A 13,508-nucleotide genomic window follows, 5' to 3' on the forward strand; every position below is an offset into this window, starting at 1 on the left:
AACATCATGTCATTAGAAACACAAATAAATCAAGACATTAAAGCGGCAATGATCGCAAAAGACACCGCAACACTGCGTGGATTACGTGCCATTAAAGCGGCTATTCTTCTTGCTAAAACTGAAAAAGGCCACGCAGAAGAGCTGACTCAAGAAGCTGAAATCAAGGTTTTACAAAAATTGGTAAAACAACGCCGTGAATCTGCCGAAATCTATAAGAATCAAAACCGTGAAGATCTTTACCAAATTGAGGTAGAAGAGGAAAAAGTGATCGAAGCTTATCTCCCTAAACAAATGAACAAAGAGGAAGTAGAATCTGTTATCAAAGCAATCATCGCAGATACCGGCGCTTCATCGATTAAGGAAATGGGAAAAGTAATGGGTGCTGCCAATCAAAAATTAGCCGGGCAAGCTGACGGGAAAACAATCTCTGAAGTAGTAAAAAGCCTATTGGCATAATCATCCCATTAAAATAATATAAATCGAGTTACCAACCAATTGCTCTTGCGTAGGGTCGGTAACTCGATTTGTCTGTCTTCATTAACCATCATGGAATATAATTGGAAACTTAAGAATTTTGATGAACTGACGAACCGGGAACTGTACCGCCTTTTAAAATTGCGTACGGAGGTTTTTGTACTGGAACAAGCGTGTCTATATCCTGAACTGGATGATAAAGATTATGTCTGCCTACATCTTTGGGCGGAAAAGGATGGCGAAATTGTCGCATATACCCGTTTGGTTCCGGCTGGAATTTCATACCCACAAGCTTCCATAGGGCGTGTAATTGTTGTGAAGGAGGCGCGAGGAACAGGCTTAAGCCAGTTGCTGATGCATAAATCTATCGCGGCTACGCTAGAAGCGTTCGGACCGCAGGATATACAAATCGGTGCCCAATTTCACTTAAAGTCATTCTATGAGAAATTAGGGTTTGAACAAAATTCCGAACCTTATCCTGACTACGGGATTCTCCACATAGACATGACTAAATCAGTTCTTAAATAAATTATATTTATGAATCACATTGTAATCATTACCGCCGCATTATTGGGCGCTTTGGCCATTATATTAGGTGCATTTGGCGCACATGCATTCAAAAAAATTATATCGGCTGAAAAGCTGGATTCGTTCGAGGTAGGCGTTCGATATCAAATGTATGCAGCCATCACCCTATTGGTTCTCGGACTAAACCTATCCTTTGGCTATCAGTCCGAACGGGCAGCCTATTACCTAATTACCTCGGGTACATTATTGTTTTCAGGAAGTATTTATTTTCTTTCCTTTGCGGAGTATTGGAAGAAAAATCTGAAGTTTCTCGGTCCTATCACTCCTTTAGGAGGATTACTCATGATAATGGGCTGGATTGCAATTATCATTCGTTTTTTATAACTTTGCATCACATAGTGGCAATGATGTCTGCCTTGAACCGCCTTAATAAGCTGATGACGTCTACTTTTAGTATAAAAACAACAAATTTTATATGAGTAGACTTATGGCTATAAAAATTTCAAATCAAACACCGCAAAACAATTTTTATTTTATTTCCAAATGGCTGATTACCTGTTGTATGGTAGGTTTTATCGTTGGGTCAATCTGCGCATTCTTCCTTTTTTCGCTGAATTGGGTCACCATATATAGGGAAAACAATCCCTGGATCATCTACGGATTACCTCTTGCGGGTCTGATCATTGTCTTATCCTATCAGCGCTGGGGTAATCCTTCCAGTAAAGGGAACAACCTGCTGATTGAAGAATACCTTTATCCGCAGCGCCGGATACCGCTCGTTATGGCACCACTTGTCCTATTTGGAACTTTGATCACTCATTTGTTCGGAGGATCAGCCGGACGTGAGGGAACGGCTGTCCAGATTGGCGGGGCAATATCCGACCAGCTCAACCGTTGGTTTAATTTCGACAAAACCGAACGTCGTATCCTGATATCTATCGGTATTACAGCAGGTTTTGCCGCCGTCTTTGGCACCCCACTTGCCGGTACGATCTTTGGTCTTGAAGTTTTGCTCATTGGTAAAAAAAGATATTTTGGACTACTCCCCTGCATGCTCACAGCCTATATTGCAAACCTTAGTTGCCAGTTGTGGAATGTCCCACATACACATTATCCTATACACGAGAGTATACCTCCATTATCTTTAGGCAATATTGGTCTTAGCCTGATTGCAGGAATTTTATTCGGCGTGGCCGCCTGGTTGTTTACTTTCACGGGTGACTTCTTCAGTGCTCAATTTAAAAAGATCAAATCCCCTCTGCTTAGACCAGTGATCGGTGGTCTCATCATCGTGATTACGGTGGTATTGCTAAAAAGCACAAAATATATCGGCTTGGGTATTCCAATGATCCAGGAGGCTTTTAACAATCCTGCGGATTATTATGATTTTCTCATTAAACTGGTACTAACCACATTTACGCTTTCTGCCGGTTTTAAAGGCGGGGAAGTGACCCCATTATTTTTTATTGGGGCTACGCTTGGCAGTGCGCTGAGTACCATTATCCCACTTCCTTTGGGGCTACTGGCCGCCATGGGCTTTGTTGCCGTATTCTCAGGCGCCACAAATACGCCACTGGCTTGTATCATTATGGGCTATGAGCTTTTTGGTTTTCAACCTGTCGTTTTTATAGCAATTGCTTGCATAGTCGCATTTATATTTTCTGGAAAAAAAGGAATTTATGTTGCCCAGAAAGGGGGAATTAAAGAAAAATTGTACCGAAGATTGAATCTGTAACTCTGGCCATAAAAAAAGCATAAAAGTCCCTGATTTTATGCTTTTCATCGCTATTTTTTTTCAAACAGGCCTACAATAATTTTCCTTGTAAAAAGAACGCTGCAACAGTAAAATAAATAATCAAGCCCGAGACATCAACCAAAGTAGCCACAAAAGGTGCCGATGCCGTGGCTGGGTCCAAACCAAATCGACGTAAAATAAAAGGAATAAATGAACCCGACAAAGTTCCCCATAACACGATAAACACCAAAGATACCGCCACGGTAAGACCTATTGCAATCCAATAAGGGCCATAGTCATATAAACCAAGAAAATGCCAGGCCAATATCCTAAGGAAGCCAATGGCACCTAATATACCGCCCAAAATCAATCCCGAAGAAACTTCTCTTTTCATTACATACCACCAGTCTTTGAGTTTCAATTCACCCAAGGCCATCGCACGAATAATAAGTGATGCAGCCTGCGAACCTGAATTTCCACCGCTTGAAATAATCAAGGGAACAAATAATGCCAATACAACCGCCTTTTCCAGTTCCCCTTCAAAGAAACCCATTGCAGAAGCCGTAAGCATCTCACTGAAAAATAATATAATAAGCCATCCGGCCCGCTTTTGTACCAACTGAAGTAATGGTGTCTTTGTATAAGCCAGATCCAGCTCTTCCATCCCCCCAAATCGTTGGATATCTTCTGTGTCACGGTCTTCGATCCGGTCCAGCACATCATCAAATGTCACTATGCCCACCAATACGCCAGCCTCGGTAACAATAGGTAAGGCACTACGGTCGTATTTCTGAAAAATTTCGAATGCTTCCTCCATGGGTGTTGAAGCTTTAATTGACGCAAAATTGTAGTCAATTAAATCCGAAATTTTTGTGGAACCATCAGACAGTAGTAATTGGCCAATCTTCAAATCATCAATTAAAACATTTTTTTCGTCAACAACATAGATGAAATTCAGCGTCTCGGCTTTTCTTCCAAAAACTTTAATGTGCCGAAAAACATCATCCACCGTATAATAAGGGCGTACCTGCACGTACATTGGTGTCATTAATCGGGCGATACTATCCTCTTTATATCCGATCAGCTCCAACGCCATTTGCTTTTCGCGCTCATTCAAGAGATTAATCAAATATTTGATCAGATCATCCGGTAATTCGGAAAGCAATTCGTTTCGCGTATCCGGCTTCAGGTTATTCAGCAATTCAGACAATTCCTGTTCGGTCATTGATTTAATCAATGTATATTGGACATCTACCTCCAAAAAAGAAAAGATTTCCAATCTATCCTCTAGCGGATAGTCCATAAAATGATGATGTTGCTCACCTTTATTTAGGCGCGATATTTCTTCCGCAATATCGGCCGGGTGCAATGCTGAATTTTGTTCCATTGGAAGAATATTTTAATGGATTTAGCGCAAAAGTAGTTTATTTTGTATGATATCCAATCATGTACAAAAGTATTTTTTAAGAAGGAAAGACGCTATTATTTCTAAAATAGGCTGCTGACCGCTTTCATTTTATTGTTAAGCCACAAAAACAATGCAGATTTTACAAAATCTTAAAAATTAATTAATCCGGGAGCAAGCTCCACAACCTCTTTATTCGGTCGGAATACGCGGGCTGTCAACGTTCCCTCCAATTTTATTTCTCCTTGACTTACTTTTAACCAACTACCTTCCCGTAGCCCGATTACGGGTTGTGAATTAAATTGATGAAATTCCTGAATACGGGTTTCCCGTGTTTCTCCTTTATGGGTCGAATTCATGTCCGGATCCAAATAATGTGGATTAATGTTAAAAGGCAAAAATCCCAACGCATCAAAACTAGGCGGATAAACAATAGGCATATCGTTTGTTGTACCAATGGTCAATCCGGTCAAATTAGATCCGGCGGAAGTACCTACATAAGGAGTTCCTTTGCTTACCTGTACGCGCAGTTGATGTACAAGATCCAAATCATACAATGTCTTCAACAGCAAGAAAGTATTACCACCACCGACAAAGATTGCTTTTGCTTCCTGAATGGCCTTTTTCTTGTTCTGAAACTCATGCAATCCAGTAACTTTTATATTTTTATCATCGAGAGCTTCCTGAACTTTGGCTGTATACGCATCAAAAGATATTCCGGATGGTCTGGCAAAGGGAATAAACAGCAACTCATCGGAAGCGATAAATTTCACAAAATCTTCTTTAATGTAATCGAGAAATCCGCTGCCATGAATGGTACTTGTGCTTACGACCAATAAATTGTAGATTGGATTGATCACCATATCTTATTTCTTAAAATTATATAACAAAAAAATGTACCTTTTACTTCGTTCGAAACGAAGCCAAAGGTACATTTTTACTTTCTGATTCTTTATTTTTTATCAGCAGACTTTTTCTCCGCACTCAATCGTTTATTTTCTTGCAGCGCGCTATGTAAAAGATATTCGATCTGCCCGTTAACACTCCTAAACTCATCTGCAGCCCATTTTTCCAATGCTTTGTACATTTGATCGTCAAGCCGCAACATAAAGTTCTTTTTATCTGCCATTTCATTCAGTTTATTGGTACAAAGTACCGGTATTTACAATTGGTGTCGCGGCTTTTTCTCCACAAAGTACCACCATTAGATTGCTCACCATAGCCGCTTTTTTCTCGTTGTCCAATTCTACAATATCTTTTTCGGACAATTTCTTTAGTGCCATCTCAACCATGCCTACAGCGCCATCCACGATCTTTGAACGTGCGGCAACAATGGCGGCAGCTTGTTGTCTTTGTAGCATCGCACCGGCAATTTCGGATGCATAAGCCAGATGGCTGATTCTCGCTTCTTTAATAATCACCCCTGCAGGCGCAAGGCGATCAGCAAGTTCCTGCTCAAGGATATGATTCACTGTATCACCACCTTCACGCAAAGTGATATCCGCTCCCTCATCCTCCAGGTTATCATAAGGAAAACTTCCCGCAAGATGCCGTACTGCTGCTTCGCTCTGCGTACGTACATAGGACGTATAGTTACTGACATCATAAGCAGCTTTATAGGTATCTCCTACCTGCCATACGATAACAGCGCCTATCTCAATCGGATTTCCCATCTTATCGTTTACCTTTAATGTCTGCCCTTGCAGATTGTCCGAACGTAAACTGATCTTGATTGTAGAATACAGCGGATTGACAAAAAACAAACCGTTCTCTTTTACAGTGCCCACATATCGACCAAAGAAATTCAAAACACGTGAATGATTTGGATTAATAATCATTAATCCCTTCAGGATAAAAAATGTTCCGATCATCAGGATGACACCAAGTACAACATACAGCGAACTTTCCTCGACGTTGGCAAATGAAAATATGGCAGCTATAAAAGAAGCTACCGCAATTAATAAGGCTAAATAGCCCGACATAGGTTTAATCAATTTTTCCATAATTTATTAATATATATTTGATATCATTTTAATATCATAAATATAGCAAAAAATAATTCTTATTTAAAAGCCAAAATTTTTATTATTATTTTTGAATATGCTCAAAAGATCCTTTTTACCACTTGTGAATGCCAACACCAAAACGCTTATCCTCGGATCTTTGCCGGGTGACAGATCATTGGAGCAAAATGAATATTATGCACATCCACAAAATCGTTTCTGGAAAGTGATTAGACATTTATATAACAATCCCGATACGACGAGTTATGTTGACAAAGTGAACCTACTACTTGACAATGGTATTGGTTTATGGGATGTATGTGCCGAAGCATCTCGGCCGGGCAGTATGGATTTAGCCATCAAAGATGAAAGTCCCAATCCAATCATCGCCCTCCTGGAGGCAAATCCAGGGATCAAACTCGTAGTCTTTAATGGGCAAAAGGCGTATAAATTATATGCAAAGTATTTTGAGCAAAAAGAGAACATACGCTACCTATGCCTCCCCAGTACAAGTCCTGCAAATGCAAAAACCAACCTCGAACAACTCGTCACACATTGGCGTACGATCATAAGTGATTAAATTACATAAATAAGGTTCGTTAATTCAGCGCTATTGCTTATTTTTGCGCTAAGATGTCAGATTTAAAATACAATCAACGAGGTGTATCCGCTGGAAAAGAGGATGTGCACAATGCGATAAAAAATATCGACAAGGGTCTGTTTCCCAAAGCATTCTGTAAAATCATTCCCGATATTTTGGGGGGAGATCAGGACTGGTGCAATATAATGCATGCTGATGGTGCTGGCACCAAATCTTCTCTAGCCTATGTCTATTGGAAAGAAACTGGAGATATTTCGGTTTGGAAAGGTATTGCACAAGATGCAATCATTATGAATATAGACGATTTACTCTGTGTTGGGGCGATCGATAATATTCTACTGTCCTCTACAATCGGAAGAAACAAAAATCTTATTCCCGGAGAAGTTATTGCAGAAATCATCAATGGTACAGAAGAAATATTGGCTGAACTTCGTGATTTGGGTATCGGTATTTATTCTACCGGGGGCGAAACTGCCGACGTTGGTGATCTGGTACGCACAATTATAGTTGATAGTACGGTTACATGCCGGATGAAACGGGAAGACGTGATTTCAAATCACCGGATTAAAGGTGGTAATGTAATCGTCGGCTTGGCGTCCAATGGAAAAGCAAGTTACGAAAAAGCTTATAATGGCGGTATGGGCTCCAATGGCTTAACCTCAGCACGTCATGACGTCTTTAACAAAAAAGTAGCGGAAAAATATCCGGAGGCTTACGATCCGGCTGTCCCTTACGACCTTGTTTTTGCGGGGAGTCAGGATTTAACCAATGGCATCACAGTGGAAACAGGCGAAACAGTTACCGCGGGTAAACTCGTCCTTTCACCCACACGTACCTACGCTCCTGTCATCAAAAATATTTTAGATAAGTACCGTTCTCAGATTGACGGAATGGTACATTGTTCAGGTGGAGCGCAGACTAAAGTGTTGCACTTTGTGGACAATGTACACGTCATTAAAGACAATCTTTTCCCAATTCCGCCACTCTTTGAATTGATACAGAAAGAATCCAATACAGATTGGAAGGAGATGTACAAGGTATTCAATATGGGACACCGGATGGAATTGTATGTGCCTGAAGCTATTGCTGCCGATATCATTGCCATTTCGGAGTCATTCGGAATTCCGGCACAAATTATCGGTCATGTAGAAGATGCCGCTTCTAAAAAAGTAACGATTACATCTCCTTTTGGAGAATTTATTTACGAATAAAATATGTATGCACCAATCTACGCGATAAAGATTGGTGCATTTATTCCTTTTGGTATCAATGAAAGAAAAACTTCTCGTGGGCTGGAAAGAGACCCTGGATTTACCTGAATTAGGAATATTTGGCATAGAAGCAAAAGTCGATACCGGCGCTGCTTCCTCGGTTTTGCATTGTAACTCCTATAAAATCGTCAATGAAGATGGTCAGGACTGGATCCATTGCGAACTCATTACCAATTTCGAAACGGAAGAAACCAAAGTTTTAAAATTAAAGCTTTATAAAACAAAACTGGTCAAGAGTTCGTTTGGCCAGGAGGAAAAGCGGTATTATATCCGAACTACAGCAAAACTATACGACCAGGTTTTCAGTATCAAGATTTCATTTCGAAATCGTTCCAAAATGACTTACCCGATGCTTTTAGGAAAGAATTTTCTCTATCGAAGATTTTTAGTCGACGTTTCCAAAGAAAATCTCTCCTTGAAGTCCCCGTCAAAATAAAAACAAATAGCAAAGCTATTTTGTTATCTTAGCACAAAAATATATTCAATATACAAACCGTGAAAATTGCCGTATTATCGACAGTAAAGAGTTTATACTCAACTCGTCGTCTCGTAGAAGCTGCCCAACAAAGAGGACACGAATGTGTTGTCATAGACCACAGTAAGTGTTACGTTGGCATTCAACAAGGTAAACCCAGTATTCATTACAAAGGACAGGATCTCAGTGGTATTGACGCTATTATTCCCCGAATAGGCGCTTCGGTCACCTTTTATGGTTCGGCAATCGTCAGACAATTTGAGGTAATGGATGTAATTTCTGCAAATCCGAGTCAAGCCATTACCAGATCCAGGGATAAATTGAGATGCTTACAGATTTTGTCCGGTGCCGGCATTGGCCTTCCAATTACGGGCTTTGCACGTACGGCCTCTGATGTTGACGATTTGATCAGTATGGTAGGCGGGGCACCTTTGGTGATTAAACTATTGGAAGGTACACAGGGGATTGGTGTTGTTTTGGCAGAAACCAAGAAAGCGGCATCATCTGTTATAGAGGCTTTCTACGGCCTCGGAAACAATATTTTGATCCAAGAGTTTATCAAAGAGTCGAAAGGCTCTGACATCAGAGCTTTTGTGGTTGACGGCAAAGTTGTCGGGGCGATGAAACGCACGGCTAAAGAAGGCGAATTTCGGTCAAACATACACCGGGGCGGAACAGCTCAGGTAATACGCTTAAGCAAGGCAGAAAGAGAAACCGCTATTGCCGCTGCCGCTCAATTGGGACTTACCGTATGTGGTGTGGATATGATTCCCTCGGACCGGGGTCCGTTAGTTCTTGAGGTAAATTCTTCCCCCGGATTGGAGGGCATAGAAAAGGCCACCAAAAAGGATATTGCTTCTGAAATCATTCAATACATCGAAAGACAATATGAATTGAAACAGGCACAAATGCCAAAAGTGGTAAAGAAAAAGAAAAAGAGAGAGAGCAAATTATAAAATAACTGAATTAAAAATAAAAAGGGTTGTCAATAGCTATTGACAACCCTTTTTATTTTTAAAGATGCTAGATTCAATGAAATAAAGATTTCCAATACTTCCTAAATTCAGCTACCGTTGAGTCCAAATTTTACTTATCTTAGGTTAAATTATGAATTAATGAAAAGATTTAGCCATCTTCTATTCGCTTTCGTACTCGTACTAGCTTCATTTTCCGGGTCATTTAGCCAAACACCTATTCAAAAAACAGCCTCGCCCACTTGGCTCCGACCCATTACGAAAAAGGCCATAAAGCCAAATCTGGATGATATTAGTGATGGATATTACTATGAGTTAATCGAAAATCAAATAAACTTAGCTGCCCAGACAAAATATTATAGGGACATAAAAGTATTGTTTGATCAAAGTGGAATCGAAAACCTGGGACAGGTTCAGGTAACCTTTGATCCACATTTCCAAAGACTTCAATTACATGAGTTGAAGATCATTCGCAACGGGAAAGATATTGACTTACTGCCACAGGCAAAATTCAACCTCCTTGCATCCGAAACGGAGCTTTCGAGGTCTATCTACAACGGAAGTCAGATGGCCCATTATGTCCTGGAAGATTTACGTAAAGACGATAAGATCGTATTTGCCTATTCCATAATAGGTGCAAATCCCGTATTTGAACATAAATTTTTCGATACCTATTACTTACAGGGATATGAACCTACTGGTTTGGTCCATCTAAATTATATTGTACCTAACGGTCGCAAACTTCAATTCAAAAGTTTCAATGGTGCACCTGAAGTACAGCAACAATCCATGGGAAATACAACAAATTTCTTCTGGGAGCTTACTGAGGACAAAACAGTTCAATTCGAAAATTATAGTCCGGCCTGGTACAGCCCTTTAAAATATATCCAATGCTCAGAGTTTAATACCTGGCAGGACGTTGATCAGTGGAACCGCAGAATCAATCCCATACCACAGCTAGTTCCTTCAAGTACACTTCAAACTTTCGTCAATCAACTGTGGAAAGAGTCAAATGGGCAGCCCTATAACTACTTAAAAAAGGCTTGTGACTTTGTACAAAACGAAATACGTTATATGGGTATTGAGATGGGAGAATATTCACATCGGGCGAATGTTCCGGAAAAAGTATTTTCGCAGCGCTATGGCGATTGTAAAGATAAATCGATGTTGCTCGCAACAATACTCAAAAATAAGAACATCGACGTAGGACTGGTATTAGCCAATACGTATAAGGACCGAGGGCTGCAGGAAGAGCTCCCCTCACCTTATGCTTTCAACCACATGGTTGTTGAAGTTAATATCGGAGGACGTCACCAATATATTGATCCGACCATAACCAATCAAGGCGGAGATATCAAAAACAGATATTTCCCCACTTATGGAAAAGTGCTCTCGACCATGGGCAATGGAAAACTTGCCAATGTACCGCAGCATATTGTAGGAAATATAAAAGTCAAGGAAACGTTGACGCTGGAAGGCAAATTCGAAGCGACCCTTGATGTCAAAACAGTCTATTTCGGAAATGAAGCGGACAATATGCGTACTTATTTTCAAGGTAGTGCCAAAAATGATATACAAAAGCAATACCTGGAGTATTATGCAAAAATCTATCCCAAAATCAATAAAATTGGCCATATACAATTCAAAGATGATATTGAGAACAATCGCGTGGAGATCACCGAAAAATACAAAATTAAAAATATCGGAAAAGCAGAAAATAGATCTTCCAAAAAGTATATTTCCTTGTTGGGCACAAATATAAACGACAAGCTACCCGAAATTATGGAAGATCGTATTGCCCCACTAAGCCTGCCGTTCCCTATGGATATCGAATATGAGATCGACGTCGTTAACAAAGGCAAAAATACATTTGGCAGTCATAAAGATAATAGCTATTTTGATCGTAACGCCTATGTATTTGGAAAGACATTGGAAATAAAGCCAGATCGTATCAAGATTGCTTATACCTTAGGTTTTCACGAACCTTTTGTTGAACAAAAAGACCTTCAACAGTATTATACAGATTTTGTCGATCGTGAGAATATTTTTTTCAATGGTTTTTATTTGGACGCCGACGGATATGTAACAGATGGAATAACTAATCTGGGCACACCGACATCAGCGAAGGAGATTAATTGGTTTACCCTGATCTTATTCATTGTTCTGGTGCAAGCTGTCATCTGGTATATTGTTAAAAAGTACAATATGAGCAAACCTTTTATCATCAAACCCTATGACGAAATTTATCACGATCAGATCGGCGGATGGATGATCTTACTGCTTATTGTACTATTTATAAACATATTGACCCTATCTGGTATGTTTTTCTTCCAACAGTCCTTTTTTAATTTAAATACTTGGCAAGCGGCTAATCAGTTAGAAGGTGTTTCACCTATTTTATACAAAATTCTGCTGCTAACGGAAATAATCGGTAATGTATTGATACTGGTTGGTTTGACTTATAGCTGTATCTTACTGATCAAGAAAAGAGATATTTTCGCACAGACCTTCTTTATGGTTGCACTATTTATGGCCATATTTTGTACTATTGATGGAATTGCATCTTATTTTATGTTCAAAAGTTATTTAGATAAAACAGACGATCTGTTCACACACTACAAAGATACTCTAAAGGCGATTTTCTTTTTCTGCATTTGGGGAACTTATGTGTATAACTCTGAACGTATCAAAGGCACCTGTCTTCGGACATATCAGAATGATGATAGCATTCAAAGGGCTACGATAGCGCATCCCTTTGATCAAGATTTTCTAAAGCCATACCCTGTATCTGAGCAAAATGCGGACGATACAGTAACGGAATTGAAGTTCCCGAATGACAAAATAGATCGTGCACATCCGGAGGACCATCATGACAATACATAGCTATACTATTTTTCCATCTTCATAACCATATTGTCGGCACCTTGACCTTATTATCAGCGCCTTCAATTTGGATTGTCTCACCACCTTTAGCCTCGATGGTACGGGTATTCCCTACTCCCTCAATTGAAATAACCTTTCCCTGTTGGTCGAAAATAGTGTTTAACGAAGTGTGAGATCCCGGCCCTTTAGCCATTGCCATCCCGCCCAATAAAAGGAGTGAAAATCCAAATGCGATCGTTCTTATTTTCATAATTGTATATTTATAAATCACTATACAAAAATCAAACCTCGCCTAAACAAAAAAGCCAATTAGGAGCTGCCGTTTGATCATTTCAGCTGACAACAAGATAGACGCTGTCTTTCAAACACCAGAATCCGGGAAATTGCTTTATACAGACTGCGGACATCGTCCCAAAAAACAGACAGCGTCCAATCGGGTGATAACAAAAAAAGGAGCCTTTTGGGCTCCTTTAATATCTCTAACAAATTGACAGCGGATTAAAAACTCTATTTTACTGCGTCTACAACTGCTTTGAAAGCTTCTGGGTTATTTAAAGCTAAGTCAGCCAAAACCTTACGGTTCAAACCAATGTTTTTAGCGTTTAATTTACCGATCAATTGGGAATAAGAAATTCCGTGTTGACGAGCTCCAGCGTTGATACGTTGAATCCATAAAGCTCTAAACTCGCGTTTTTTGGTTTTACGATCGCGGTAAGCGTATTGTAAACCTTTTTCTACTGTATTTTTAGCAATAGTATAAACTTTGCTACGTGATCCAAAGTAACCTTTTGCAAGGCCTAGGATTTTTTTGCGTCTTCTTCTTGAAGCTACTGCGTTAACCGAACGTGGCATATTTTTAAAATTAGTTTGGTAAAAGGTGCCATGTATTTCAATGAACTTACGACCCTGTACCCGGTTAAAAAATTATTATTAAATAAAATCGAATAAAACTTATTTACCGATAGCAAGCATACGTTTAACGTTGCCCATATCGCCATCAGATACATAACTTGTTTGTGTTAAGTTACGTTTACGTTTTGTGCTCTTTTTTGTCAAGATGTGGCTTTTGAAAGCGTTTTTTCTTGCAATTTTACCTGTTCCAGTCAATTTGAAACGTTTCTTTGCGCTGGAATTGGTTTTAACTTTTGGCATAATACTT

The 13,508-nt window shown here is 39.7% G+C and carries 16 protein-coding genes and 1 riboswitch; of the genes, 9 read left to right on the forward strand and 7 right to left on the reverse strand.

Translation table 11 applies throughout. The features are described from left to right. The first annotated feature begins 6 nt into the window (after positions 1–6). From HPC41_RS13775 to HPC41_RS13790, 4 genes are all read left to right on the forward strand, one after another. Positions 7–456 carry a GatB/YqeY domain-containing protein gene (locus HPC41_RS13775; RefSeq protein ID WP_172394559.1) on the forward strand — a complete coding sequence of 150 codons (450 nt, stop codon included), beginning with the start codon at positions 7–9 and terminating at the stop codon, positions 454–456. 90 nt (positions 457–546) lie between these two features. Beyond that, positions 547–1,002 carry a GNAT family N-acetyltransferase gene (locus HPC41_RS13780; RefSeq protein ID WP_172394560.1) on the forward strand — a complete coding sequence of 152 codons (456 nt, stop codon included), beginning with the start codon at positions 547–549 and terminating at the stop codon, positions 1,000–1,002. 9 nt (positions 1,003–1,011) lie between these two features. Next, the gene (locus HPC41_RS13785) at positions 1,012–1,386 is read left to right on the forward strand and encodes a DUF423 domain-containing protein (RefSeq protein WP_172394561.1); all 375 of its coding nucleotides are present in this window, start codon (positions 1,012–1,014) and stop codon (positions 1,384–1,386) included. 7 nt (positions 1,387–1,393) lie between these two features. After that, positions 1,394–1,456, forward strand: a riboswitch (Fluoride riboswitch). A gap of 21 nt (positions 1,457–1,477) precedes the next feature. Further along, the gene (locus HPC41_RS13790) at positions 1,478–2,737 is read left to right on the forward strand and encodes a voltage-gated chloride channel family protein (protein ID WP_246250648.1); all 1,260 of its coding nucleotides are present in this window, start codon (positions 1,478–1,480) and stop codon (positions 2,735–2,737) included. 70 nt (positions 2,738–2,807) lie between these two features. Here the strand turns inward: HPC41_RS13790 and mgtE are convergent, their stop codons facing one another. From mgtE to HPC41_RS13810, 4 genes are all read right to left on the reverse strand, one after another. Next, a complete protein-coding gene (gene mgtE, locus HPC41_RS13795) occupies positions 2,808–4,124 on the reverse strand; it encodes a magnesium transporter (RefSeq protein ID WP_172394562.1) in 1,317 nt (438 codons plus the stop codon). Between the two features lie 170 nt (positions 4,125–4,294). Further along, on the reverse strand, positions 4,295–5,005 hold the full coding sequence (pepE, locus tag HPC41_RS13800; RefSeq protein WP_172394563.1) for a dipeptidase PepE: 711 nt from the start codon (positions 5,003–5,005) through the stop codon (positions 4,295–4,297). An 89-nt stretch (positions 5,006–5,094) separates the two neighbouring features. Beyond that, positions 5,095–5,271, reverse strand: coding sequence for a type II toxin-antitoxin system antitoxin (locus HPC41_RS13805; RefSeq protein ID WP_172394564.1), 177 nt, complete (start codon positions 5,269–5,271; stop codon positions 5,095–5,097). Positions 5,272–5,281: 10 nt separating this feature from the next. Beyond that, positions 5,282–6,145 (reverse strand): SPFH domain-containing protein, encoded by an 864-nt coding sequence (locus HPC41_RS13810; protein ID WP_172394565.1) that lies wholly within the window; start codon positions 6,143–6,145, stop codon positions 5,282–5,284. Between the two features lie 97 nt (positions 6,146–6,242). On the opposite strand from HPC41_RS13810, the gene HPC41_RS13815 reads away from it, so the two are divergent. From HPC41_RS13815 to HPC41_RS13835, 5 genes are all read left to right on the forward strand, one after another. After that, positions 6,243–6,725, forward strand: coding sequence for a DNA-deoxyinosine glycosylase (locus HPC41_RS13815; RefSeq protein WP_172394566.1), 483 nt, complete (start codon positions 6,243–6,245; stop codon positions 6,723–6,725). Positions 6,726–6,778: 53 nt separating this feature from the next. Continuing rightward, entirely contained in the window at positions 6,779–7,957 is a 1,179-nt protein-coding gene (locus HPC41_RS13820; protein ID WP_172394567.1) for an AIR synthase related protein, read from the forward strand. A gap of 58 nt (positions 7,958–8,015) precedes the next feature. Further along, positions 8,016–8,453, forward strand: a complete 438-nt coding sequence (locus HPC41_RS13825) for an ATP-dependent zinc protease family protein (RefSeq protein ID WP_172394568.1) — start codon at positions 8,016–8,018, stop codon at positions 8,451–8,453. A gap of 59 nt (positions 8,454–8,512) precedes the next feature. Beyond that, positions 8,513–9,448, forward strand: coding sequence for a 30S ribosomal protein S6--L-glutamate ligase (gene rimK / locus HPC41_RS13830; protein ID WP_172394569.1), 936 nt, complete (start codon positions 8,513–8,515; stop codon positions 9,446–9,448). 159 nt (positions 9,449–9,607) lie between these two features. Beyond that, positions 9,608–12,349, forward strand: a complete 2,742-nt coding sequence (locus tag HPC41_RS13835) for a DUF3857 domain-containing protein (protein ID WP_172394570.1) — start codon at positions 9,608–9,610, stop codon at positions 12,347–12,349. Positions 12,350–12,368: 19 nt separating this feature from the next. On the opposite strand, the gene HPC41_RS13840 is transcribed toward HPC41_RS13835, so the two are convergent. The 3 genes from HPC41_RS13840 to rpmI form a co-directional block, all read right to left on the reverse strand. Next, the gene (locus tag HPC41_RS13840) at positions 12,369–12,599 is read right to left on the reverse strand and encodes a hypothetical protein (RefSeq protein WP_172394571.1); all 231 of its coding nucleotides are present in this window, start codon (positions 12,597–12,599) and stop codon (positions 12,369–12,371) included. A 257-nt stretch (positions 12,600–12,856) separates the two neighbouring features. Continuing rightward, complete coding sequence (rplT, locus tag HPC41_RS13845; RefSeq protein ID WP_046674462.1) at positions 12,857–13,201, reverse strand: 50S ribosomal protein L20; 345 nt, start codon at positions 13,199–13,201, stop codon at positions 12,857–12,859. Positions 13,202–13,300: 99 nt separating this feature from the next. Further along, a complete protein-coding gene (rpmI, locus tag HPC41_RS13850) occupies positions 13,301–13,501 on the reverse strand; it encodes a 50S ribosomal protein L35 (protein WP_002993964.1) in 201 nt (66 codons plus the stop codon). Positions 13,502–13,508 lie beyond the last annotated feature (7 nt).

This window comes from Sphingobacterium prati, assembly GCF_013167215.1.
GTDB classification, from domain to species: domain Bacteria; phylum Bacteroidota; class Bacteroidia; order Sphingobacteriales; family Sphingobacteriaceae; genus Sphingobacterium; species Sphingobacterium prati.